This window comes from Actinomycetospora sp. C-140 (assembly GCF_054796175.1).
On record NZ_JBTWNF010000004.1, the window covers coordinates 374082 to 397570 of the forward strand.

The 23489-nt window shown below is 72.6% G+C and carries 20 protein-coding genes; 11 read left to right on the plus strand and 9 right to left on the minus strand.

Features of this window, described 5'->3' with window-relative positions; all coding sequences use genetic code 11:
- The first annotated feature begins 31 nt into the window (after positions 1-31).
- From ACR9E3_RS09725 to ACR9E3_RS09750, 6 genes are all read left to right on the plus strand, one after another.
- Positions 32-340: a putative quinol monooxygenase gene (locus ACR9E3_RS09725; protein ID WP_460380034.1), complete on the plus strand. Its 309-nt coding sequence runs from the start codon at positions 32-34 to the stop codon at positions 338-340.
- A gap of 27 nt (positions 341-367) precedes the next feature.
- Complete coding sequence (hxlB, locus tag ACR9E3_RS09730; RefSeq protein WP_460380035.1) at positions 368-940, plus strand: 6-phospho-3-hexuloisomerase; 573 nt, start codon at positions 368-370, stop codon at positions 938-940.
- 23 nt (positions 941-963) lie between these two features.
- The gene (gene hxlA, locus ACR9E3_RS09735) at positions 964-1590 is read left to right on the plus strand and encodes a 3-hexulose-6-phosphate synthase (RefSeq protein ID WP_460380036.1); all 627 of its coding nucleotides are present in this window, start codon (positions 964-966) and stop codon (positions 1588-1590) included.
- A gap of 69 nt (positions 1591-1659) precedes the next feature.
- Positions 1660-2799 carry a glutathione-independent formaldehyde dehydrogenase gene (locus ACR9E3_RS09740; protein ID WP_460380037.1) on the plus strand — a complete coding sequence of 380 codons (1140 nt, stop codon included), beginning with the start codon at positions 1660-1662 and terminating at the stop codon, positions 2797-2799.
- 80 nt (positions 2800-2879) lie between these two features.
- Positions 2880-3290: an ester cyclase gene (locus ACR9E3_RS09745; RefSeq protein WP_460380038.1), complete on the plus strand. Its 411-nt coding sequence runs from the start codon at positions 2880-2882 to the stop codon at positions 3288-3290.
- Positions 3291-3351: 61 nt separating this feature from the next.
- On the plus strand, positions 3352-3786 hold the full coding sequence (locus tag ACR9E3_RS09750) for a PPOX class F420-dependent oxidoreductase (RefSeq protein ID WP_460380039.1): 435 nt from the start codon (positions 3352-3354) through the stop codon (positions 3784-3786).
- Between the two features lie 211 nt (positions 3787-3997).
- On the opposite strand, the gene ACR9E3_RS09755 is transcribed toward ACR9E3_RS09750, so the two are convergent.
- The gene (locus tag ACR9E3_RS09755; protein WP_460380040.1) at positions 3998-4876 is read right to left on the minus strand and encodes a substrate-binding domain-containing protein; all 879 of its coding nucleotides are present in this window, start codon (positions 4874-4876) and stop codon (positions 3998-4000) included.
- A gap of 13 nt (positions 4877-4889) precedes the next feature.
- Complete coding sequence (locus ACR9E3_RS09760) at positions 4890-5636, minus strand: SDR family NAD(P)-dependent oxidoreductase (RefSeq protein ID WP_460380041.1); 747 nt, start codon at positions 5634-5636, stop codon at positions 4890-4892.
- Positions 5637-5647: 11 nt separating this feature from the next.
- Between ACR9E3_RS09760 and ACR9E3_RS09765 the strand changes: the two genes are divergently transcribed.
- Positions 5648-6919, plus strand: a complete 1272-nt coding sequence (locus ACR9E3_RS09765) for a sulfite oxidase (RefSeq protein WP_460380042.1) — start codon at positions 5648-5650, stop codon at positions 6917-6919.
- A 540-nt stretch (positions 6920-7459) separates the two neighbouring features.
- Positions 7460-8248: an alpha/beta fold hydrolase gene (locus ACR9E3_RS09770; RefSeq protein WP_460380043.1), complete on the plus strand. Its 789-nt coding sequence runs from the start codon at positions 7460-7462 to the stop codon at positions 8246-8248.
- A gap of 699 nt (positions 8249-8947) precedes the next feature.
- On the opposite strand, the gene ACR9E3_RS09775 is transcribed toward ACR9E3_RS09770, so the two are convergent.
- The 6 genes from ACR9E3_RS09775 to ACR9E3_RS09800 form a co-directional block, all read right to left on the minus strand.
- Positions 8948-9967, minus strand: coding sequence for an NADP-dependent oxidoreductase (locus ACR9E3_RS09775; RefSeq protein ID WP_460380044.1), 1020 nt, complete (start codon positions 9965-9967; stop codon positions 8948-8950).
- Positions 9964-11754, minus strand: a complete 1791-nt coding sequence (locus tag ACR9E3_RS09780) for a CocE/NonD family hydrolase (protein ID WP_460380045.1) — start codon at positions 11752-11754, stop codon at positions 9964-9966. The genes ACR9E3_RS09775 and ACR9E3_RS09780 overlap by 4 nt, the downstream gene beginning before the upstream one ends.
- Before the next feature lie 15 nt (positions 11755-11769).
- Positions 11770-13347 (minus strand): FAD-dependent monooxygenase, encoded by a 1578-nt coding sequence (locus ACR9E3_RS09785; protein WP_460380071.1) that lies wholly within the window; start codon positions 13345-13347, stop codon positions 11770-11772.
- Positions 13348-13361: 14 nt separating this feature from the next.
- Positions 13362-13865: a DUF1269 domain-containing protein gene (locus ACR9E3_RS09790; RefSeq protein ID WP_460380046.1), complete on the minus strand. Its 504-nt coding sequence runs from the start codon at positions 13863-13865 to the stop codon at positions 13362-13364.
- A 106-nt stretch (positions 13866-13971) separates the two neighbouring features.
- A complete protein-coding gene (locus ACR9E3_RS09795; RefSeq protein ID WP_460380047.1) occupies positions 13972-16791 on the minus strand; it encodes a BTAD domain-containing putative transcriptional regulator in 2820 nt (939 codons plus the stop codon).
- 140 nt (positions 16792-16931) lie between these two features.
- On the minus strand, positions 16932-17498 hold the full coding sequence (locus ACR9E3_RS09800; RefSeq protein ID WP_460380048.1) for a hypothetical protein: 567 nt from the start codon (positions 17496-17498) through the stop codon (positions 16932-16934).
- On the opposite strand from ACR9E3_RS09800, the gene ACR9E3_RS09805 reads away from it, so the two are divergent.
- Positions 17497-18543: an LLM class flavin-dependent oxidoreductase gene (locus tag ACR9E3_RS09805; RefSeq protein ID WP_460380049.1), complete on the plus strand. Its 1047-nt coding sequence runs from the start codon at positions 17497-17499 to the stop codon at positions 18541-18543. The genes ACR9E3_RS09800 and ACR9E3_RS09805 overlap by 2 nt on opposite strands.
- Before the next feature lie 12 nt (positions 18544-18555).
- Here the strand turns inward: ACR9E3_RS09805 and ACR9E3_RS09810 are convergent, their stop codons facing one another.
- A complete protein-coding gene (locus ACR9E3_RS09810; RefSeq protein WP_460380050.1) occupies positions 18556-19119 on the minus strand; it encodes an isochorismatase family protein in 564 nt (187 codons plus the stop codon).
- A gap of 67 nt (positions 19120-19186) precedes the next feature.
- Here ACR9E3_RS09810 and ACR9E3_RS09815 point away from each other — a divergent pair, with 67 nt between their 5' ends.
- The gene (locus ACR9E3_RS09815; RefSeq protein WP_460380051.1) at positions 19187-21256 is read left to right on the plus strand and encodes a helix-turn-helix transcriptional regulator; all 2070 of its coding nucleotides are present in this window, start codon (positions 19187-19189) and stop codon (positions 21254-21256) included.
- 135 nt (positions 21257-21391) lie between these two features.
- Positions 21392-23476 (plus strand): DUF4387 family protein, encoded by a 2085-nt coding sequence (locus ACR9E3_RS09820; protein WP_460380052.1) that lies wholly within the window; start codon positions 21392-21394, stop codon positions 23474-23476.
- Positions 23477-23489 lie beyond the last annotated feature (13 nt).

Consider the following 23489-nt stretch of genomic DNA (forward strand, 5'->3'; position numbering starts at 1 on the left):
CACCCACCGAAGTTCCGCGAGGAGAACGAGCATGGCCGAACCCGTGACCGTCGGACTGCTGGTCCGGATCGAGGCCCTCCCGGGCCGAGAAGAGGACGTCGAGAACTTCCTGAAGCACGGGCTCGACCTGGTCGGGCAGGAACCGGAAACGCTTCGCTGGTTCGCCCTGCGCTTCGGGACGTCGTCGTTCGGAATCTACGACGCGTTCGGGGCCGATGCGGGCCGCGAAACCCACCTGTCGGGCCCGGTCGCCCAGGCCCTCGCCGACAACACCGGGGTGCTGTTCACCCAGCCGACCATCGAGCCCGTGGACGTGATCGCGGAGAAGTCGCCGACCTGATCCCGCGTGCGTACCGAGGAGGGCTCGATGTCTGGACCGAGTGCTCAGGACGTCGCCGACGCCACGACCGCGATCCGCGCGGAGCACAAGCGTGTGTTCGACGGTATCGACCCCACCGCCTGGTCCCGCGCCGGCGCACTGGTGACCGGTGCGCCCGCGGTGTTCACCGTGGGCACCGGGCGCAGCGGGTTGGCCCTGCAGATGGCTGCCATGCGATTCATGCACCTCGGCCTCGACGCTCACGTGGTCGGCGAGACCACCACGCCGGCCATCGGCTCCGGCGACGTCCTCGTCGCGGCGTCGGGCTCGGGGTCGACGGCTCGGGTCGTCCGGGCGGCGCAGACCGCCCGCGACGAGGGCGCCGACGTCGTGGCGATCACGACGGCCGCGGAGTCGCCGCTGGCCGAGACGGCCACCGAGGCCCTGGTCGTGCCTGCGGCCGACAAGCAGGACTTCGACGGCACCACGTCGGTGCAGTACGCCGGCAGCCTGTTCGAACAGTCGGTCCTGGTGCTCACCGACGCGCTGTTCCACGCCCTGTGGCGGACGAGCGGGACGCAGGCCCGCGAGCTGTGGCGCACGCACGCCAACCTCGAATGACCCCCCGAGAAGGGAGCACTCAGATGAAGCTGCAGGTCGCCATGGACGTCGCCACCCTCGACGAGGCCCTGACGTTGTCACGTCAGGTCGCCGACCACGTCGACATCATCGAGCTGGGCACTCCCCTGATCAAGCACGAAGGGATCGCGGCAGTCAGCGCGATCAAAGCCGCGCATCCGGAGAAGGAGGTCTTCGCCGACATGAAGACCGCCGATGCCGGTGAGCTCGAGGCCGGCATCGCCTTCGTCGCCGGCGCCGACTACGTGACCGTGATGGGCGCCGCCGACGACGACACGATCCGCGGCGCGGTCAAGTCGGCGCAGGAGCACGGCAAGCAGATCGTCGCCGACATGATCACCGTGAAGGACCGTGCTGCTCGCGCCCGCGCGGTGACCGAGCTCGGTGTCGCGTTCTGCGAGATCCACGCGGGTCTCGACGAGCAGGCCCAGCAGGGCTACTCGATCCAGACCGTCATCGACGACGGCAAGGCATCCGGGGTGCCGTTCTCGATCGCCGGTGGGGTCGACATCGACAGCATCCGCGACGTCCAGGCCGCGGGGGCCACCGTCGCCGTCGCCGGCGGGTCGATCCGCAACGCCGACGATCCCGGCGCCGCCGCCAAGGAACTGCGCGAGGCCATCACCAGCTGATCGGGAAGCCGCGCAGGCACGCGTGCACGCCGCACATCCGTTTCCGGAAGTGGAGAGGTTCGACAACACATGAAGGCACTGGTCTACGAGGGCCCGAAGTCGGTGTCGGTGAAGGACGTACCGGACGCGACGGTCGAGAAGCCGACCGACGTCCTGGTGCGTATCACGACCACGAACATCTGCGGGTCGGACCTGCACATGTACGAGGGGCGGACCGGGCTCGAGTCCGGGAAGATCCTCGGACACGAGAACATGGGCGAGGTCGTCGAGGTCGGCTCGGGTGTCGACCGGGTGCAGGTCGGTGACCAGGTCAGCCTGCCGTTCAACATCGGTTGCGGCTTCTGCGAGAACTGCGAGCGCGGCAACACCGGCTTCTGTCTCACGGTCAATCCCGGGACCGCCGGCGGCGCGTACGGCTTCTACGGCATGGGCCCCTACGCCGGCGGCCAGGCCGAGCTGCTGCGGGTGCCCTACGGCGACTTCAACTGCCTGGTCCTGCCCGAGGACGCTTCCGAGAAGCAGAACGACTACACGATGCTCTCGGACATCTTCCCGACCGGCTGGCACGCCACCGAGCTCGCTGGGATGCGCCCGGGGGAGTCGGTCGTGGTCTACGGCGGCGGACCGGTCGGCATCATGGCCGCCTACTCCGCGACGATCCGCGGCGCGAGCCAGGTGTTCGTCGTCGACCGCCACCCCGACCGACTCAAGCTCGCCGAGCGGGCCGGCGCGATCCCGATCGACGACTCGGCCGGTGACCCGGCCCAGCAGGTCCTCGACCTCACCGACGGGCACGGCGCCGACCGCGGCTGCGAGTGCGTCGGCTATCAGGCCCACGACTCCCAGGGCGTCGAGGACCCGTCGATGACGCTGAACTCGCTGTTCCAGGCCGTGCGGCCGACCGGGAAGATCGGCGTGGTCGGGCTGTTCCTGCCCGGTGACCCGGGCGCGAAGGACGAGGACGCGAAGATCGGGCGTTACCCGCTGGACTACGGCACCACGTGGTTCAAGGGTCAGGGCATCGGCAACGGGCAGGCGAACGTCAAGAACTACAACCGCCAGCTCGCCCAGCTGATCCACCAGGGCAAGGCCGCGCCCTCGTTCATCGTCAGCCACGAGCTTTACCTCGACCAGGCCCCCGAGGCCTACGAGAGCTTCGATGAGCGCCTCCAGGGCTGGACCAAGGTCCTGCTCAAGCCGGCCGCCTGACCTCGGTGGCGCGGTGCCGCGGGGTGACGCCCGCGGCACCGCCGCCCACCCGATCCACCCCAGACCCCAGGAGAACCCGGATGAGCAGTCGAGACGACAACATCGCCACGCAGGAGAAGGCCGCCGAGCGCCTCAACGCCGGGGACGTCGACGCCGGGGTGGACATCATGTTCGCGCCGGACGCGGTCGACCACGACCCGGCGCCGTTCCAGGAGCAGGGCCGCGAGGGGTACCGCCGGTTCTTCCACTATCTGGTCGCCGCGTTCCCCGACTTCACGATCACCCCGGAGCGGATGGTGGCCGACGATGACACGATCGCGTTCGCCTACACGCTCACCGGGACCCATCAGGGCGAGTTCGAGGGCGTCGCCGCGACCGGCCGGCGCATCGAGGTGCGCGGGCTGCAGCTCGGACGTTTCCAGGACGGCCAGATCGTCGAGCGGTGGGGCGCCACCGACATGGCGGGCCTGCTCTCCCAGCTCCAGCCCTGACCACCACCACCGTGAGTTGAGGAGAGCCCGTGCGGCACCCCCTGAAGCGAAAGGATCCGTGATGGCAGACACGAAAAACGGACCGGAGCTCCACCCGGTCACCGAGGAGCTCGCGAACGGCAAGAACTTCGCAGCGGTCACGACGGTCCTGCCCAGCGGCCGCCTGCAGACCCAGGTGCTGTGGGTCGCGATCAAGGACGGCTCACTGGTCCTCAACACCGAGACCCATCGCAAGCGGTACCAGAACCTGCAGTCCGATCCCCGGATCACGGTGCTGATCCGCGATGAGGGCGACCCCTACCGGTATGCCGAGGTGCGCGGGCGCGTGGACCGCACCACCACCGGCCCGGAGGCTCGCGAGCACATCGACGAGGTCGCGCACCAGTACCTCGGGACCGACTACCCGCCGGAGGGCATCAAGTCCGAACGCGTGATCCTCTGGATCACCCCCGAGCGCCAGACGATCATCGACCAGAACAAGGACACCAGCGACTGACCCCGAGCGCCACGCGCGGCGACGCCCTCGTGGCCGAAGTGCTCGGAGACCTGTTCCGAGTGCTTTCGGCGCCCCATCGACGTCTACTACTTCCTGCCGTAGACCCCGGGTGACCGGTCGGGCTGGAGGGCGCCGCCGTCGCCGTGGAGCGGGCCATCGAGGGGCGACGACAGGAGCCCCGCGTCACCGTCGCCCGCTGGCAACGCGTTGGTCAGAGGGTGACGTGGTCGGTGCGGTAGACGTCGGCGGCTCGGGGGGCCTGGGTGACGCCGAGTTCGTGGGCGACGGCGGCGAGGCCCTCGTCGGCTGCGGCGAGGTCGACCTGCCCGTCGGCGGTGAACCAGGGCGCGACGAAGCGGGCGTGGTATCGCTTCACCTCGTCGGGGGTGTCGCGGCCCAGGAACCGCTGGAGGTAGGCGACGGCGGTGTCCGGGTCGTCGGCGAGCAGGGCCAGGGCCCGCCGTTGCGCACGCACCGCGGCCGCGACCGCGGGGTCGTCGAGCGGGACGACGGCGGGGTCGACGGCGAGCCCGACGGTTGGGATGGCGAGGTGGTCGCCGACCCAGGCGAGCTCGTGGAAGCCTTCCTCGGCGGCGATCTGTGCCGGGTCGAGGGTGCTGCCGAGGTAGGCGGCGTCGACCTCGCCCGCGCGCAGCCGTCGCAGGTCCATCGCGTAGTCGCCGGGCGGGCGGGTCACGCATTCCAGGTCGCGGTCGGGGTCGAGGCCGTGGCGGCGCAGGACGATGCGGGCGAAGCATCCCGGTGCGGTGTGCGGGGCGTGGACCAGCAGGCGGCGTCCCCGCAGCTCTTCCATCGTGCGCACGTGTCGTGCGCCGACGACCCAGAACAGCGGGCGATGGGTGCTGACCGACAGCGCGGTCCACTCGACGCCGTCGGTGAGCCGGGCGAACACCGAGCGTCCCAGCCCGATGGTGGCGCCGCGACGCAGCCGCTGGTCGTCCCAGCTCACCCCGTCGCGCACCGCGAGGTGCACGCCCTCCTGCTCGGGGAAGCCTTCCTGGTCGGCGACGTAGGCGACGAGCTCTTCGTGCAGGCCGTGACCGACGTAGGTGAGGTCGAGGGTGTGCAACGCTGCTCCTGGTTCACGGCATGATCTGGCCGCCGTTGACCGGGGCCCAGCTGCCGGTGGTGAAGGCGGCGTCGTCGCCGGCGAAGTAGGCGACGGTGCGCGCGACGTCGTCGGGTCGGGCGAGCCGACGCATCGGGGTCGCGGCGGCGAGCTGTGCTCTGAGCTCGTCGGAGAGACGCCCGCTCACGGCGGTGTCGTCGACCGTGGACGGGGCGACGATGTTGGCCGTGATGCCGTGTGGCGCGACCTCCTCGGCGACGTAGCGCACGAAGGAGTCGAGGGCGGCCTTGGCGACACCGAGCGCGATCATCCCCGCTCGGGGGCGTCGTGACAGGCCGGTGGACAGGTAGATCAACCGTCCGTCACGGCGGTCGATCATCCCTGGCAGCACGGCCTGGGTCAGCAGGTGCGCCGCGTGCATCTCCTGGTCGAGCTTCGTGCCGAGCTGCTCCCAGCTCAGGTCGGCGAACGAGGCGACCGGGAACGGGGTCATGGCGTTGTGCACCACCGCGTCGAGGTGTCCCCAGTGTCCGATCACCGCGTCGACCATGCGCGTCACGTCGTTCGGGTCGGTCACGTCGCCTTGCACCACCAGCGCGGAACCGCCGGCGGCCCGGACGTCCTGCGCGACGGCCTCGGCGTCGGTCGCGCTGTCGCGATGGTTGACCACAACACCGTGACCGCGCGCCGCGAGCTCGCGCGCACTGGCGGCTCCGATACCTCGGCTGGCTCCGGTGATCAGGCACACCCGATCGCTCACCTGCGATCTCCTTGCTGGTCGACGTCGGTGCGGTGGAGTCCCCGGCACGTCGAGCGCCGAACCTCGACGCTTCTCGATGCGGGGCGCGTGTGTCGCATGTCTTGTGGGGGAATCCGCAGCACATTCCGCCGGTAGGGGAGCGGCGACGAAGAACGTCGACGTGCCCGTCTGAGCGACGCCTCGAGGGGCCTGGAGGCATGGTGTGGGGCAAACGGGACGACATGGTCGTCCATCAGGTCGATCCCTATAACGCCGAGCCGCCCCGGCGAGCGCTGGCCGGCGAGGACACCACCCCCGTCGACACCTTCTACAGTCGCAACCACGGCTCGGTGCCGGAGATCGATCCCGATGGTTGGACGCTGCGGGTCGACGGTCTGGTCGACCGGCCGGCGACCTTCGGGTTGGACGACCTGCGGGGCCTGTTCACCGAGCACACCGAGACGGCGACCCTGCAGTGCGCGGGCAATCGGAGGGCGGGCCTGATCGGGGTCCGTGACATCCCTGGTGAGGCGCCGTGGGGCCCCGCCGCCACCGCGACCGCGCGCTGGGGCGGGGTCCGGCTGGCCGATGTGCTGCGGCATGTGGGCGTCCACCACGAGGCGACCGATGTCGCGTTCACCGGTGCGGACATCGCCAGCAGTCCCGCCACCGGCGCGCTGTACGGCGGGTCGATCCCGGCGCGCAAGGCTCTGATGCCGGAGGTCCTGCTGGCCTGGTCGATGAACGGCGAATCCCTGCCCGCGATCCATGGTGCCCCGGTGCGGGTTGTCGCGCCGGGCTACATCGGCGCCCGCAGCGTGAAGTGGCTCGAGCGGATCACTGTGCAGGACGAGCCGTCGGACAACTTCTTCCAGGCCAGCACGTACCGACTGCTGCCGCCCGAGGTCGACCCGTCGAGCACCGGGCCGGGAGACGGTGTGGCGCTGGGCCTGGTCGCGGTGAACTCCGACGTGCTCTCGCCCGACGACGGGTCACAGGTGCCCGCCGGACCGACCACGGTCACCGGGTACGCGTTCGCCGGCGGTGACCGCACAGTGGTGCGCGTCGACGTCTCCACCGACGACGGCGAGACCTGGACCCAGGCCGAGCTCGCCGACCAGCGAAGCCCGTGGGCCTGGCGCCACTGGTCAGCCACGGTCGAGGTCCCGCGCGGCGGGGTCACGGTGCTCGCTCGGGCCTGGGATTCCTCGGCGGCGCTGCAGCCCGAGCGCCCCGAGCATGTCTGGAACCCGAAGGGCTACGTCAACAACAGCTGGGCGCGCTTGCACCTGCACGGCGTCTGACAGGGCCCACCTCGAGCCATCAGCCCGCCGAGTTCCCCGAGGCCGGGGAATGGCGGATGAGCCTCAAGGCGCCGGATGACGCCGGCTACCGCTCGATGCTCTCCACCCAACTCAGTGCCGATTCCGGGATGCGCGCCGCGCTGAACCTCGACGCCGGAAGCGCCCCGGGTTTGGTGGCGGCTCTGGGGTGCCCCACTCGGGTCATATCGCCGCACATCGACGGGCAGTCACTCCGCCGAGCGGCTTCGCGGTGCGGTTCTCGCCGTCCGCTGGTGATCGATCCGCTCCGACGAAAGGGAGGTTCCGGTGACGAGTGCGCTGAGGGAACGCGCCTACATGATCGTGCACGAGCAGGAGCCCTCCAACGCCGAAGTCCCCGCGCGCGGTGCTACCGCGACGTTGTCCCTGTCCCGGCGCATCTGTCGTGAGGTGGTTGAGGATCCCGCGCTGCGCGTGGAAGGACGGCGAGTTCGCCCTGGCATGTCGGCCGTCCGCTCGGCGCAGTGTGCGGGATCGCCCGCCGCGGGTACGGACACGAACATGGCCCTCCATCATGTGCGTCGCGGCACCGGTGACCCGCTCCTTCTCATCCACGGCCTGGGCGGCTCCTGGCGGTCCTGGGAAACGATCATCGACGACCTTGCCGCTCACCGGGAGGTCGTGGCGGTCGATCTGCCCGGCTTCGGGGAGACGCCTGCACTCGCGGGCGAGGTGACCATCGCCGCCCTGACCGACGCGGTCGAGGGGTTCATCGAGGAGCAGGGCCTGACCGGGGTCGACACCGTCGGCAGCTCGATGGGCGCGCGGATGGTGCTCGAGCTGGCGCGCCGGAAGGTCGGCGGCGACGCCGTGGCTCTCGACCCAGGCGGGTTCTGGACACCCACCGAGCAGCGGATCTTCTCCGCCTCTCTACGGGCCTCGTTCGCCCTGGTTCGCCGCCTCGAGTCGGCCCTGCCGACGCTACTGGGCAACCCGGTCACCCGGACCGCACTGCTAGCTCAGTTCTCGGCCCGGCCGTGGGCGCTGCGCCCGGAGGTGCCGCTCGAGGAGCTGCGTCGCTTCCTGCGTGCGCCGTCGTTCGACGACGCCCTCGACGCGCTGACCCACGGCCCGACACAGTCGGGCGCCCCTCGCGGCACGGCGCCGGGACGGGTGACGATCGGCTGGGGCCGCTATGACGGCGTGACGCTGCCCCGCCAGGCCGAGCGGGCGCGCCTCGCGTTCCCCGACGCCGAGCTGCACTGGTTCGACCGCTGCGGCCACTTCCCTCAGTGGGACGTCCCGGCGGAGGCGGTCGCGCTCATCCTGGCCCGTACCGGATCGTCCTGAGCGTCTGCGTGGCTCGCCGCTGAGCTCCGTCGGGCGACAGAGCTCGGCGCACGGGGGGCATCCTCGTGCCCGAGAGTGCGCCACGCGGGCCTCGTGAACGGCCCGTGCAGCGTGGTTCGACACCGGTGACCGCAGCACGCCGCTGGCTTGAGGACCGAGGTCCGCAGCTCGGCGAGGACGACGCGCCTCGTAGTACGAGAACGCGGGCGACGAAGTCGGCATGGACGGCGTGGACGGATAAGCATCGGTCCGGAGTGACCTCAGCGCTGCGCGGGGGTCCTGGTAACGAGTCCCGCCGAGACCGCGCGAAGCTGCCACGCCAGAGCGGAATTTGGGAGTCAGCGCCATCAGAAGATCGCGCTACACCGCTCTGACCTGCATGAATAGAGTGCGCCGTCAGGGACTCGAACCCCGAACCCAGTGGACAGGAGTCACGGCGACGACGGTGACGTCCGATGCTTGTTTGTGCTGGTCAGTGGACGTGTCCACGAGAGCCGATCATCAGCGGTGACCGCCCGAGACGGGCAGTAGTGTGACGTAAGCGGTCCCCTAATCGGGCCGTAGCGGGACCGCTCATGGACTCGGCTTGTTGCGCCCGAAGCCTGCCTGGCCTCCAGTACCGACGCTGAAGTTGACCGCACCCCGTCCACAGATGACCTCGCGGACCTGCTCCTCGGCGAGGCGCAGGACCGGACCGACTCAGGCGATCTTGACCACGAGCTTGCCGACGTTGGTGCCGTCGAAGAGCATGTTGATGGCCGTCGGGAGCTGCTCGAACCCGTCGACGACGGTCTCGAGCGGGACGAGCCGGCCCCGGCCGATCAGGCCGGTGATCTCGGCTCGCGCCTGCTGCATCTTGGCGTAGTCGTCCATCATCACGAAGCCCTGCAGGGTCGCTCGGCGCGTGAGCAGGTTGCTGAACGACCGTGGGCCCCGGGGGAGCTCGGTCGCGTTGTAGCCGGAGATCAGCCCGCAGAGGGCCACGCGGGCGTGCACGGCGAGCCGGTCGAAGACCGCCTCCATGATCTCCCCGCCGACGGACTCGAAGTCGACGTCGATGCCGTCGGGGGTCGCTTCGGCGAGGGCGTCCCGCCAGCCTTCGGCCCGGTGGTCGACAGCGGCGGCGAAGCCGAGCTTGTCGGTCAGCAGTGCGCACTTCTCGGGGCCGCCGGCGATCCCGACGACCCGGGCGCCGGCGGCCGTGGCGAGCTGGCCGGCGACCGATCCCACCGCGCCGGCCGCGGCGGACACCACGACGGTCTCCCCGGGCCGCGGCTTCCCGATCTCGTGCATGCCGGTCCAGGCGGTCAGGCCGGTCTTGCCGAGGGCACCGAGGTACTGGCTGGGGGAGACGCCGGGAGCGAGGTCGTGGGCCTGCATCATCGTGGTGTCGTCGACCGTCGCGTACTCCTGCCAACCGAGGAGGCCCTGGACGGTCCGGCCGACCGGGTAGACGGGGTTGTTGGACTCGACGACGGTGCCGAGCCCGTAGCCGCGCATGACCTCACCGATGCCGACCGGGGGGAGGTAGGTCGGGGTGGCGCCGATCCAGGCGCGGTTGGACGGGTCGAGCGAGACCCACTCGACGCGGACGAGCGCCTCGCCGTCGCCGATCGGCGGGGTCGCTTCCTCCCGCATCTCGAAGGTGGTGGCGCTGATGCGTCCGGAGGGGCGCTCGCGCAGGACGAACTGGCGGTTCCAGATCTTCTGGCCGGTCATCGGCTTCTCCTCGAACTGGGGGTCGGTGTCGCTGTGAGGGGGACGGCGGTGACCTCGATCCAGCTGGCTCCGCCGAAGTGCAGGGTGTTGCGGGACAGGTAGGGCGGCACAGGGAGGTCGAACTGGGCGTAGCCGTTGCTCGGGTCCTCGCGGAGCAGGTCGCTGCGGCTGGCGACGTCGAGGCGGAGGGTCTCCCCGGCGCGCAGGGACACCGGTGCCGCGGTGAGGCTGAACCGGAGGTCGACCGGTTCTCCGGGCACGAGTGGTTCCCGGCGCCCGGAGTCGATGGCGATCTCCACGGCGGAGCCGCGGGCGGGATCGACGGTGCGGGCGACCGGTCGGATGGCGCCCATGGACAGCTGGTGAACGGCGCCGTCGGCGTCGATGCGCGTGAGCCGGGCGACGACGTAGGAGTCGATCTCGTTGCTGCTGAACGAGAACTGCGCGGTGACCGGGCCGGCGAGCTGGAGCTCGTCGGTGACGGGGAGGTCGAACGACAGCACCTGGGGTGCGATCTCGTCGAGCCCGCCGAGCACGGGAACACCTCGCGGCACGGCGGCCCACGAGTTCTGGCCCGCGGGCGGTGTGTCGGGGGTGAGCCGGTGGGTGATGTGGTCGGCGCCGGCGGAGCGCAAGTAGAGCCGGCGCACTTCGCCGTCGTCCGGTGGAAACGAGGATGCCGTGTCGAAGCGGGCGGCCCCGTCGACCCAGTAGCGCACGTGGGGCTGGTCGGCGTAGCCGTTGTCGCTGCCGTGCAGGACGTGGTCGAAGAACGCGAGGGCCTCGAGCTGCCATTCGTAGACCGGCAGGTCGTACATCGGCGGCCCGAGGATCAGCCACTTGTCCGCGTCCGGGGTCCCGGCGTGCTCGAACAGGTCGTAGCTGCCGAACTGGTGCAGGTTGAGGTACCCGAGGTTCTGCACGGTCACGAACGGCACGTCGATGCGGGCGAGCTCCGCGGGGGTGACCTCCTGGGCGGTGGAGGTCTCGCGGGTCTTCTCGTCGAACATCCACCGCGCGTAGCGCTCCGCCATGTCCGGCGTCGGGATGTTGCTCAGGACTCGCTGGAAGGTTCGGCTGACTCCGCGGTGGACGAGCTTGTCGAGCAGTGGGTGCAGGGGGCCGTTGGTCACGTGGCTGAACAGCGCGCGGGTCGTCGGGGACATGCGCGTGGCCTGCGCCTTCGCGGTGAAGTTCGCCCCCAGCCACACGCCGAGAAAGAAGCTGCCCGGTACGCCGCCGAACTGCATCGCGTGTCGCAACTCGTCGGTGTCGGGTTCGTGGGCGAAGAACGCCCTCAACGCGGGCGGGCGGCGGGCGGCGACGAACACCTGGCTGATGGCGTAGTAGGACGTGCCGAACAGCACGACCTCGCCGTTGCACCACGGCTGCTCGGCGGCCCAGGCGATCACCGCCTCGTGGTCGTCGACGTCGCGCGGGTCAAAGAACGACACCGGGTCGCCGCCGGAGCGGCCCATGCCGCGGCGCTCGACGAGGACCGGGCAGTAGCCGCGATCGGTGAATACCGGCGGCGACCCGGCCTCGTTGGTGCCGGTCGGCAGCCCGGCGGTGTGGGTCTCGGTGCTGTAGGCGGAGAAGGCGACCACGGCCGGGTACCGGCCGGGCTCGGCGGGTGTGTAGACGTCGGCGTTGAGGCTGACCCCGCCCGCGACCGGAACCCGCTGCCCGGTCAGCGCTCGGTTGCCCAGGCCTTGCCTCGCGACCGTGCGCGGCTCCCAGCCGGCGTACTGCGGCCCCGCGGTCGAGCCCTTCAAGGGGACGGGCATCTCGCTCGTACCCCTTCAGACCGTCGTCGGAGCAGCGACGTGCAGGACGTCGGCGAGGTAGTCCCGCAGCACGTCCGCCTCCGCGGTGTCGGCGACCAGGCCGAGGTAGCCGTCGGGGCGGACGAGCGCCATCCCGCTGGCGCCCCAGCCGTAGGCCCCGCCGAGGACGCCGTCGGGGTCGAGCACGTCCTCTCCGAGACGGACGACCGCACCGAGGCCCCCGAGCGCGGCGCGCAGGTCCTCGACCACCCCGGGGTCCTCGCTGCGGACCAGCAGCAGGAAGCCGGGCCGGGACAACAGGTCCTCGATCGTGACCGGTGTGCCGTCCGGGCGGGTCAGGCCGTCGGGATCGGGCGCGTGCTCTCCGGCCCGGGCTGTCCCGTGGTGCCGCCCGCCGTGGTGGGCCGCCAGGGCGCCGTGGCGGTAGTTGATCGTCGTCTCGGTCAGCGTGGCCGCGCCGGTGGCCGCGACGTGGGGGAGGTGGCCGACGAGGAACAGGGCCAGGTCGCGGACCGCGGCCTCGGCCCCGGTCGCGGTGCCGACCTCGGTCAGGGTGGTGGTGGTCTTCACGACCATGGCTCCGACCGGGTGGCGCTCGCTCTGGTAGGTGTCCAGCAGCTTCTCGTCCGCGTGGCCGGCGGCGACCAGGGCGAGCTTCCAGGCGAGGTTCGCGGCGTCCTGGATGCCGGTGTTCATGCCCTGGGCGCCGGCGGGGCTGTGGATATGCGCGGCGTCGCCCGCGAGCAGGACGCGCCCGATCCGGTAGTCGGGGACCTGGGCGTGGTGGACCTCGAAGTAGGTCAGCCACCGCGGATTCGACACGGTGACGTCCCCGTCGCCCATGCGGGCGTCGGCCAGGGCCTGGATCTGCGCGAGGGTCGGGTCGGGGGCGTGACGGCCAGGGTCGTCGACCAGGAACATGATCCGGGCGCGGCGACCGGCGAGCGGGAAGACGATCCCGAGCCCGTCGGGGTGCAGGAACATGCGGATGGCTTCCGGCGCCCAGGCGGTGTCGAGGTCGACGTCGGCCATCGCGAAGTGCTGGCCGTGGAAGCCGCCCTCGAGCGTCGTCCCGGCGAGCTCGCGGGTGCCGCTGTGGCCGCCGTCGGCGCCGACGACCCAGCCGAAGCGTGCGGTCTCGTCCCCGGCGGCGGAGCGGAGGGTGGCCTCGACACCGTCGGCGTCCTGGGTGAGACCGACGAGCCGCACGCCGCGCTCGACGGCGAGGCCGAGCTCGCCGGCCCGTTCGGCCAGGACCGCCTCGGTGTCGGGCTGCGGGATGTCGAGGACGTAGCGGTGGCGGCTCGGCGCTCCGGTGACGTCGACCCGTGCCCGGACGGCTCGGGTGCGGCCGTCGAGGAACTCCAGAGCCGGGATGCGACGTGCCCGGGCCTCCAGCCGGGGCAGCACGCCGAGAGCGGCGAGCATCTCCATGCTGCGCGGATGGATGCTGACCGCGCGCGATTCCGTGGTCGGCGCATCCAGGGCGTCGATGATGCGCACCGGCACGCCCAGGCGGGTCAGCTGGCAGGCCGCGGTGAGCCCCACCGGGCCGGCGCCCACCACCAACACCTCGTCGCGAGGCTTCATGATCGTCTCCTGTTCGTCTAGCGGGTGATCAGGTCGTCGCCGGTGCCGAACGCCCGGCGCAGCGCGGTGTCCTGCTCGCGGTCGAGCTGACTGACCGCGAGGTCGGCCTCCCCGTCGGCGAGGGCTTCGCGGAGGCGGTCCAGCTCCTCGTCGGCGGCGAGCAGGAACAGCGCTGACGTGCCCGGACCGATCCGGTCGCGCAGCTGCTGGAGGAACCCGGCCGGGACCCCGACCCGCGAGAGGTCGGTGGCGGCGTCGCGCCGGCCGCCCTCGGCGTCCTCGGCAAGCGGGAGGAGGAACACCACCCCGAACAGCAGGCCCCAGAACGCGCCCGACAGCGCGGCGCCGCCCGTCGCCGCCCCGACCTGGTAGGTGCGGGGCCGGCTCGCGCCGGCGGGCCAGGCGACGACGGCCACGTCCTCGACCGTGACCCACTCCCTCCGCTGCAGGCGCTCGAAGACGGACAGCGCGGCCTCGGCGCCCTCGACGGTGGGGAACCGCCAGGTGCTCAGGGTGGTCATCGCGGACTCCGCCTCCCGGGCGGCGTCTCCGCCCGACCGGTGACGACGGTGTCCGGACGCGCTTCAACCGCCCTTCAACCGCGTCGCGGTGGCGTTGAAGGCGGTGTCACACGTCGATGAAATCCGCCAGGGGGGTGCGGGCCCCGTCGGCGCGGGCACGCCCGGCCGTCTCCTCGCCGAGCCGGGCCGTCAGGCGGGTCAGGAGTTCGGCCTGCGCCGGGGTGCGGGGCCACGGCACGCCGCCGCCGCGGTGCTGGGCCTCGACGGCACCGAAGACCCGCAGCGCGGAGACCGGATCGCCCACCAGCCCGAGCGCGGCGCCGAGGACCTCCAGCACGAACGCGTTGTCGCGCAGCCCCGCGACCATCGAGGCGCGCAGCGCGGCGCGGCACCGCGGCAGCCCGTCGGCGGGCCGGCCGCCCTCGACGAGCAGACGCGCGGCGCACGACGCGGCCATCCAGGCGGTGTAGTGGTTGTCCTCGGCCAAGGCGTCGTCGTGCAGGGCGTCGAACGGCGCCACGAGCTCGAGTCGTGGCGCCGTGGCCACGGCGTGGACGAGCTCGACGTGCCGGACGAGCACCTCGAGCGCCGGTGAGCCCGCGGCCACACCGCGCGTCGCGGCCGCGACTTCGCCCAGCACCTCGCCGTCGGCGGCACGGGCCAACGGTCCGGCGGCCACCGCGAGCGCCTCGCACACCATCACGACGTCGTCGCCGTCGACCTCTGCGACCACGTCGACGCCCGCGCGGACCCGAGCACGACCGTCATCGTGGCGGCCCTGCACGAGCAGTGAGCTGCCGAGGGTCAGGAGCAGCGACGCACGGTCGGCGGGCGCCCCGAGCACGCCGCCGTCGGTGGCGGTCACGGCCCTGCCCATCCAGCGCGCTCCCTCGAGCCCCATGCCACGGAAACCCCAGTACACCCCGAGGCGCGCGGCCAGCACGATCCCGACCTCGGAGGGGTCGTCGACGAGCGTGTGCTGCAGGCTTGCCCGCAGGGCGGCAAGGTCGTCGTCGAGCGCGCCGTACCACCGGCTCTGGGCCGGCGAACCCAGCCGTGGCCGCGCACGGACCAGGCTCTCGACCCACGCGTCGCGTCGCGTCGCGGGATCCTCGCCGGACTGCGCGGCGAGGTGCTGGGCGTGTCCCCGCACCGTGGCGAACTGCGCGAAGCGCGACGCGCCGTCGGGGCGGCCGGTGCCGAGGGCGGTCAGCAGCGACCGGTGCACGAGCCCGGCGACCACGTCGGCGCTGTCGACCTCGCCCGTCCCCCCGACGAGCGCGTCGGCCAACGTCGCGGTGAACGGGCCGGGCACGGCACCCACAGCGCGGTGCAGCGCCGCCAGCGGAGGCGGGAGGTCGCGGTAGCTGGTGTCGATGGCGTCCCGCAGCGTCCGGTGGTGCGCGGCGCCGCGTCCCCGACCGACACGGCTCAGCGAGCTGGCGTCGGCCCGGACCTGCACGGCGATCTCGGCGAGCGTGTAGGCCCGGGCGCGGCCGGCGGCGAGCTCGAGGGCCAGGGGGACGCCGTCGACGGCTGTGGCGATCTCGCGCACACGGGCCATCGACTCCTCGTCTCGTGCGTTGCCCGGGACCAGCGCACCGAGCCGGTCGAGGAACAGTTCCACCGCCGCGGGGACATCGAGCGGGGCCAGCGGGGCCACCACCTCGCCGTCGACCTCGAGGGGTTCCCGGCTGGTGGCCAGCACGACGAGCCCGGAATCCTCGACGAGCACCCCGTCCACCAGGTCCGCCACGGCGTCGAGGACGTGCTCGCAGTTGTCGAGCACGATCAGCATCCGGCGCCCCGCGGTGAACCGGGTCAGGGCCTCCAGTGGGTCGGCCGGTCCGGTGACCGGCAGCCCCAGCGTCGAGGTCACCGCGTCGAGGACCCGATCCCCGGTGGCCGCCGCGAGATCGACGAACCAGGTCCCGCCCGGGAAGCGCGACGCCGCGCGGTGCGCGACCTCGACGGCCAGGCGCGTCTTCCCGCAGCCTGCCGTGCCGACCAGCGTGACCAGGGTGGCGCCCGACCCGAGCAGGGCGAGCACATCGGCCACGTCACCGTCACGACCGATCAACCGGCTCCGGGCGGTGGGCAGGCTGCGCGAGGGCTCCTGCCCCGCGGCCGGCGCGGCGGGCACCTCGACCTCCTCGGCCAGGACCGTCGCGTGCAACCGCTGCAGCTCGGACCCCGGCTCCACACCCAGCTCGTCGACCAATCGCCGCCGCGCGTCGGCGTACGCCTGCAGCGCCTCCGCCCGCCGCCCGCCGGCCCGGAAGGCCGCCATCCGGTAGAACCACAACCGTTCGCGCAGCGGTTCCTCGGCGATCGCCGATTCCAGCTCGACCAGCGCCCGATCCACGGCTCCGAGGCCCACCAGGGCGCCGATGAGGGTCTCCCGCCACTGGCCGTGGGTCTCCTCCAACCGTGCGACCGCCGCGCGAGCCCACGGCTCGTCAGCCGCGGCGCCGAACGGGCGTCCACGCCACCGGACGCCGGCCTCCTCGGCGTCACGCAACGCCGACGCCGCGTCCCCGGCGGCGAGGAGATCGGCCGCGGAAACGCTCAGGGCGGTGAACCGATGCGAGTCGAGCTGCCCGGGATCGACGACCAGGCGGTACCCGGCGGCGTCCCGGACCAGGACCCGAGGCGGGACCCCGGGGGCCCGGTCCGGCTCGATCAGACGCCGCAGACGGAACACGTGCGAGTCGAGCGTCGCCACTGAACGGGCGACACCGCGCTCTCCCCACATTGCGTCCCGCAGCGCGTCGACCCCGACGGAACGCCCGGCGTGCACGAGCAGCAGGCCCAACGCCGCCTCCAGCCGGGCGCCGCCCACGGGGAGGACGGAGCCGTCGCGCTCGACCTCCAGCGGTCCCAGGTCCCGGAAGCGGACCGACGTGGCGGAGGCCTCTGCGACCATCGCCTCCCCCTCCGCGCTGCCGGCTGCTCCCACGATCACGGGATGAGCCGACGATGTCCACCGCACACGCGCCGCGGGAAGGCACGCCGTCGGCTCGACGACGGTGGGACCGGAGCTCACCGGCGCCCCGACCGGTCCTGTCACTCCCGGGTCGTGTGGACCGTGCCGGTGCGGGCGGTGGGGACACCGCCGTAGGCGGGGACGTCGATGCGGATGTCGAGGGAAGCGAGCTGCGGGTAGCGGGTCATCACGTCGCGGGCGAGGTTGCCGAGGAAGACTTCGTAGAAGTCGCCCTTGTCGGGGTAGGCCTGGATGAAGGTCACCATCCCGTCGCGGATGTCCTGGAAGTAGGGGTAGGTGTCCGCCGGTACGGCGTGCCCGGCGGGGTCGAAACCGGCGCCCTGGAGCCCGTCGCGGTAGAGGTAGGACACGTGGAAGGTGCTGCGCTGGCCGGGGAACTGGTGGCCGGTCTGCAGGTCGACGATGTCGAAGCCGAACCCGACCTGGGCGTGCAGCGAGGACCCCGGTGGCGGGGCCGGCCGCGTCGGCGAGCCGCAGGCGGCGGCACCGACGAGCAGCAGGAGCAGCAGGAGCGTGCCGCTCGGAGGTGGGGAATCGACGGGCCGGCGCGCACCGGGTCTCCTCTCGTCGGGGGAACTCCGCGACGGCGGATCGCGGGGTGGCGGACCGCCTAGGGTCACCGACATGGTCGAGTCTGCTGCCCGCCACCACGGTGTGCGTGCCCTGCTCCACGGCTTCCCCGAGGCGGACCCGGAGGCGATGGGCGCCCGCGCGCGGGCGGTCGAGGACGCCGGCTGGGACGGCCTGCTGCTCGCCGACAGCCAGAACCTGGCCCCCGAGGTGTTCGTCGCGCTGACCGTGGCCGCCGGGGCGACCCGTCGCATCGAGCTCGGGCCTGCGGTCACCAACCCGGTGTCGCGCCATCCCGCGGTGGTGGCCTCGGCGATCTCCACGCTGCAGCGTGTCTCGCACGGGCGGGCGGTCCTCGGCCTGGGTCGCGGTGACTCGGCGCTGCTCCAGATCGGGCTCGAGCCGCAGTCGCGCACCGACTTCGAACGCGACGCCACCCGCATCCGCGACTACCTGCACGGCGACACGGTGGACGAGGCCGGCTACGGGAGCCGCCTCGCGTGGCTCGACGGCACCCCGCCGGTGCCGCTGCAGATCTTCGCGAGCGGGCCGCGGCTGACCCGCGCCGCGGCGACCGTGGCCGACCGACTCACCGTGGTCGTCGGCGCGCGGCCGGAGCGCGTGGTCGCCCACGTCGAACTCGCCCGCCGGGCCCGCTCGGACGCCGGCCTCGACCCCGACGCCCTCGACGTCGGCGCCTACGTGATCGTCGGGGTCGACCCCGACCGGGAGCGGGCACGGCGCCTCGTCCGCGGCAACGTGTCGATCTTCGCCCACTTCCAGCGCGGCGCGGACAACCTCGGCTCCGACGACCACGCCGTCGTCTCCGAGGTCACCGCGCGCTGGCAGGAGGCGACGCACGGCGTCGCCGCCTCGCCCCAGGCCGACGCTTTGACCCCGGAGTTCATCGACGACTTCGCCGTCGTCGGGGACCAGTCGACGGTCCGGGACCGACTGCGCGAGCTGCTCGACCTGGGTCTGGGTCACGTCGTGCTCATCGGCGCGTCCCGTGACGTCCCGGCCGACGAGGCCGACCGACACACCACCGCGATGCTCGACGTCCTCCGCGCGGCCGCCCACACCGAGAGCGCCGCGGGCTGATGCGGCCTGGACTCACCGGCCGAGCAGCGCGAGGACGGCGTCGGTGGCGTCGAGCTCGCCGAGGAACGGAAAGATGCGCGTCGCGCTGTTCTGCGCGGCCTCGGCCGAGATGTCGGTCATCGCGTCGGTGGCGAAGGTGATGTCGTACCCGTGGTCGTGGGCGGCGCGCGCCGTCGACTCGACCCCGAGGCTCGTCGCGATGCCGCCGAGGACGACGCCCGTGACGCCCCGGCGCCGCAGCTGCAGGTCGAGCTCCGTGCCGTGGAAGGCGCCCCACCCGCGCTTGACGACGTGGATGTCGCCCTCCGCGACCGGGAGGCGGCGATCGAGGGTGGTGTCCGCGGGAGGTGGTGGCAAGGGGTGGTCGGCCCGCGCTCGCCGGGCGTCCCCGCCGTCGGTGGACGTCGCGACGCGCACCAGCGCGACCGGCAGGCCGGCGTCGTGGAACGCCGTCATCAGCCGTGCGGCGTTCGCGACGACGTCGTCGGCGGGGTCGACGGTGGGCAGGGCGGTGACGTCCTCCTGCAGATCCACCAGGATCAACGCGGAGCGGGCGTCGAGCGCGGAGGCGGGCACCTGACGATCATCGCCTGTCCACTCCCGCGGGACCAGCACCCGCGACCTGCGCCGGACGGGAGGACGGATGGGCGAGGACGGGGACGTGGTCCTCGCCGTGGCCGCGCTGTGCGGCCCGGAGTTCGACCTGGCGGTCGTGCAGCGCGCGCTGACCGAGTGGGACGACCAGCGCCGCGACGTCGCCAGCGCGGTCAGCGAGGCCGCCCGCACGGGCGTCGTCGAGCCGCTGGCCCGCAGCATGACCCGCTACCGGTTCACCGACCCCGACTCGCCGGAACGGCTCGCGGCGACCCTCTCGCCCGCGGAACGCGCGACCGCGCACGTTCGTCTCGGCCGGGCTCTCGAGCAGCGCGGAGGCTCGCTCGTCACGGTCGCCGAGCACCTCCTGGCGGCGGCTCCGTGGTCGGATCCGGAGGGGGCGGTCGCGGTCGGCACGCGCGCCGCCGCCGCCGCGGCGGCACGCCACGCGGCGACCGACGCCGCGCGGCTCTACGAGCGAACCCTCGAGGCGGCCGCCTTCGTCGACCCCCCGGACCCGGATCGACGCGCCGACCTGCTGGTCCGGCTGGGGGAGGCGCACATGGCGTGCGGCGACCGCCGGGCAGCCCTGCACGCCGTCACCGAGGCCCTCGACGTCGCCGCGGACCTCGACCCCCGGGCAGGAGCGGCGATCGCGGTCCGCGCGGCGCAGGTCTACAGCAGCTGGCCCAGCGTGCCGGAACTGGAGGCTGCGGACCGCGAGCTGGAGACCGTGCTGCACGGGGCCGTGGCGGCCCTGGGCGAGGGCGACTCCGCCGAGCGCGCGATCCTGCTCGCCCGCCTCGGTCAGGCCTACCGCCTCTTCCCCGACCCACGCCGGGGCGCTGAGCTCGGCGCCGCGGCCGAGCAGGTGGCCCGCCGGGTCGGCGACGACGGCGCCATGGCGGCAGCGTTGCTGTGCCGGCGGCTCCTGTCCGTCGATCCCGCCCGGCACCAGGAGCGCCTGGCCCTCACGACACGGTCCGTGGAGCTCGCCACGTCGACCGCGTCGCCCGACGAGGCGATGAGCCTCTTCCTCCACATCGACGACCAGGTCTGTGCCGGCGACCTCGCCGGGGCGACCGCCACCTCCCGGCGCCTCGCCGCCGTCACCGACGACACGGGCCCGGGGTCGCGGTGGCTCGCCAGCCGCTCGCGGGCGTCGTTGGTCCTGCTCGCCGGGCGCACCGACCGGGCCGAGACCCTCGTGCTCCGGGCCCGGGACGTCGGCCTCCGGGCCCAGCACCCGCGAGCCGAGGTCTCGTTCCGGACGCAGCGCTCGGCACTGCGCGCGGTCGACGGACAGATCGACGAGGGCCTGGCGGACTGGCGCGCCGACGCCGAGAACAGCCCCTGGCACCAGGCCGTCTTCGCACGTGTCGCCGTCGGGGCGGGGGAGCTCGCCGAGGGCCGCGTCGCGGCCGAGGACCTCCTCGCCCTCGGCGTCGACCGGCTCACCCGGAACACCTCGTGGTTGAGCACGGTGGTGGCCCTCGTCGACGTCGTGAGCGTCCTCGACCTCGACGCCGCGGTGCCGGGCCTGCGGGAGGCCCTGGGGCCGTACCGCGGGCAGGTGATCTCGACGTTCAACGGGCTGCTCTGGGAGGGTGCGGTCGACCACTGGCTGGGGGTGCTCGCCGCGATCGAGGGCGACGAGGCCGCCGACCAGCACTTCCGGGACGCCGTCGTGTGCCACGACCGGCTCGGCGCCGTCCTGCTGGGCGCCGCCACCCGGTCCGCCTACGCGACGTGGCTGCGCCGGCGCGCGAACCCCGGGGACGCCCACCGCGCGGACGCGCTCGTCGACCAGGCCCTGGCCGCCGCCCGGTCACGAGGAGCGCACGGGCTCGAGGCGCGGATCGCGGGCACGGGAAAGGCCGACGGCGTGGCACCGGCCGGTGCCGGCCCGTCGACCTCGCTCAGCGCCCGGGAGCGCGAGGTGCTGGCCCTGGTCGCCGGCGGGCTGACCAACAAGGAGATCGCCGGCCGCCTCCACATCAGCGCCGCCACCGTGCAACGGCACACGATCAACCTCTACCGGAAGATCGAGGTGAGCAACCGCAGCGCCGCCACCGCGTACGCGGCCCGTCACGGTCTGCTCGACATGCCGGCACCGTGAGCACGGACTCCACCAGGTGGTGTACACACCGCCGCGGCGAAGGTGAACAACTCGGTCGATGAGCCGACCCCTCCGCCCTTCCTACGTTCGACGACAGGCCAGAGCAGGCCGGGTCGAGAACGAGGAGCGTGCGCCGTGCCCGAACTCATCTACCGCGTCGTGTCGGCGTGCGGGGCCCTGGGCTACGGGTTCCCCGACGCGTCGCTGCAGCAGGCCTGCGAGGGCCGCGTCGACGCGATCATCTCCGACGCCGGGTCGATGGACGCCGGCCCCTACTACCTCGGCACCGGCACCGAGTACTTCGAGCGCGAGGCGGTCAAGAGCGACTTCACCTCGATGGTGCGCGCCGCGCAGCAGAAGGACTGCCCGCTCGTCCTGGGCAGCTCCGGGATGGCCGGCGGCGACCGCAACCTCGCGTGGATGATCGACGTCGCCAAAGAGGTCTTCGCGGAGCAGGGCGTCGAGGACTGGCCCGTCGCGGTGATCAACGCCGAGATCGAGCCGCAGCTCGTCGTGGACGAGCTCACCGCGGGACGGCTGCCCGCCCTCGGGGCCATGCCGGCACCGACCGAACAGGCCGTCCGCGAGAGCGTCGTCGTCGGGCAGATGGGCATCCACCCACTGATCACCGCGCTGGAGGAGGGCGCGCGCGCCGTCCTGGCCGGGCGGGCCTGCGACATCGCCCTGTTCGCCTCCGACATGATCCGACGCGGCATCGACCCCGGGCTGGCGTACCACGTCGGTCACGTCCTCGAGTGCGGCGCGCTGGCCTGCGACCCCGGGTCCCCGTCCGACTGCCTCGTCGCCGAGGTCTACGACGACGGCACCGCCGTCTTCGTGGCCCCGAACCCCGACCGCGCGTGCCGCCCGTACTCGGTGGCCGCCCACTCCCTCTACGAGGAGAGCCACCCCGAGCTGCAGTTCTACCCCGAGGGCGTGCTGTGCCTGTCCGGGGCCGAGTTCTTCCCGGTCGGTGACGACAGGGCCGGGGTGCGGGGTCCGGTCTTCGCCCACACCGACCACCTCACGATCAAGCTGGAGGGCTCGCGGCGGGTCGGTGCCCGGCGGGTGTCGCTGCTGCCGTTCGACGCCGCCGACCTGGACAAGGTCCCCGCCGACCACCTTGTCTACGGCCGCAACGGCGTCGAGCCCCAGCCGGTGTCCCTGCCCGGCGAGCGCGAGATCGGCATCGTCATCGAGACGCGCGCCGAGCGATCCTCCGACGCCGAGACCCTCGCCAGTCTGCTGACCCACTACCTCATCCACTACGGCTACCCCGGCCGCAAGGCGACGGCCGGCAACGTCGCCTACCCTCTCTCGCCCAACCTGGTCTCGTTCACCCGCGACGACGGCTCCGCGGGCGCCATGGTCGTGCAGGGCACCCGCGACCCGGTCTTCCAGGAGAACTACGCGTCGATCGAGAAGGCGGTCCTGGACCTCATCGCCGCCCAGTTCCCCGACGCCCTACGGCGCGCGACGTACACCATCACCGTGCTGGACGCCGAGCACCCCGGGCTCCTCGTGCGCACGGTCGACGCCGACCCCGACCAGGTCGAGGCCCGCCACGAGGCCGACCTGGACGTCGTGCGCGAGTTCGTCACCCCCGGCCCGGATGCTCTGACAAACCTGCCCGCGCCCGACCTCTACGAGTGGACCCTGTTCCACCTCTACGGCGACCGCGGCGTGATCGAGAACAGGCTCTTCCCGATCCGCTTCTACACGGCGGCCGGTGCCGACTGGACCTTCGACCGCGAGGTGCGCGCGCGCTACTTCGACGTCGGGGTCAAGGACTACGACGGCGACCTCGACGAGCGGACCCTCGCGACGATCCCCGCGACAGAGCCCGCCGGCGAACCGCTCACCTACCGACCCCTGCGCGAGATGGCCAAGGTGATCCGCACCAAGGACGCCGGGGTCGACCGCCTGACCTACGACATCCTGTTCAACGACGAGCACGACTACCGGGCCGCGCTGCGCTCCGGGGTGTTCGCCAGGGACCGCATCACCGCGATGCTCCCGGTGCCCGCCGAGCACGTCGTCGGGACCTACCAGGTCCCCGCATCACTCGCCATCAAGATCAGCATCGACCGGCCGATCATCTCCGCGTCCGCCGACGAGCGCGACGTCTTCGGGGCCCAGCAGCAGGCCGAGTTCATCCTCATGTCCCTGCCCATCTACCCCGACCCCCTCCAGGCACCCACCCACAACGGCGTCCTCTGACGCGCCCGAGGAG

Coding starts and splice junctions, on each gene's coding strand:
- ACR9E3_RS09725 (WP_460380034.1), top strand. CDS start 32: ATGGCCGAACCCGTGACCGTCGGACTGCTGGTCCGGATCGAGGCCCTC.
- hxlB (WP_460380035.1), top strand. CDS start 368: ATGTCTGGACCGAGTGCTCAGGACGTCGCCGACGCCACGACCGCGATC.
- hxlA (WP_460380036.1), top strand. CDS start 964: ATGAAGCTGCAGGTCGCCATGGACGTCGCCACCCTCGACGAGGCCCTG.
- ACR9E3_RS09740 (WP_460380037.1), top strand. CDS start 1,660: ATGAAGGCACTGGTCTACGAGGGCCCGAAGTCGGTGTCGGTGAAGGAC.
- ACR9E3_RS09745 (WP_460380038.1), top strand. CDS start 2,880: ATGAGCAGTCGAGACGACAACATCGCCACGCAGGAGAAGGCCGCCGAG.
- ACR9E3_RS09750 (WP_460380039.1), top strand. CDS start 3,352: ATGGCAGACACGAAAAACGGACCGGAGCTCCACCCGGTCACCGAGGAG.
- ACR9E3_RS09770 (WP_460380043.1), top strand. CDS start 7,460: ATGGCCCTCCATCATGTGCGTCGCGGCACCGGTGACCCGCTCCTTCTC.
- ACR9E3_RS09775 (WP_460380044.1), bottom strand. CDS start 9,967: ATGACCGGCCAGAAGATCTGGAACCGCCAGTTCGTCCTGCGCGAGCGC.
- ACR9E3_RS09780 (WP_460380045.1), bottom strand. CDS start 11,754: ATGCCCGTCCCCTTGAAGGGCTCGACCGCGGGGCCGCAGTACGCCGGC.
- ACR9E3_RS09790 (WP_460380046.1), bottom strand. CDS start 13,865: ATGACCACCCTGAGCACCTGGCGGTTCCCCACCGTCGAGGGCGCCGAG.
- ACR9E3_RS09795 (WP_460380047.1), bottom strand. CDS start 16,791: ATGGTCGCAGAGGCCTCCGCCACGTCGGTCCGCTTCCGGGACCTGGGA.
- ACR9E3_RS09805 (WP_460380049.1), top strand. CDS start 17,497: ATGGTCGAGTCTGCTGCCCGCCACCACGGTGTGCGTGCCCTGCTCCAC.
- ACR9E3_RS09800 (WP_460380048.1), bottom strand. CDS start 17,498: ATGTCGGTGACCCTAGGCGGTCCGCCACCCCGCGATCCGCCGTCGCGG.
- ACR9E3_RS09815 (WP_460380051.1), top strand. CDS start 19,187: ATGGGCGAGGACGGGGACGTGGTCCTCGCCGTGGCCGCGCTGTGCGGC.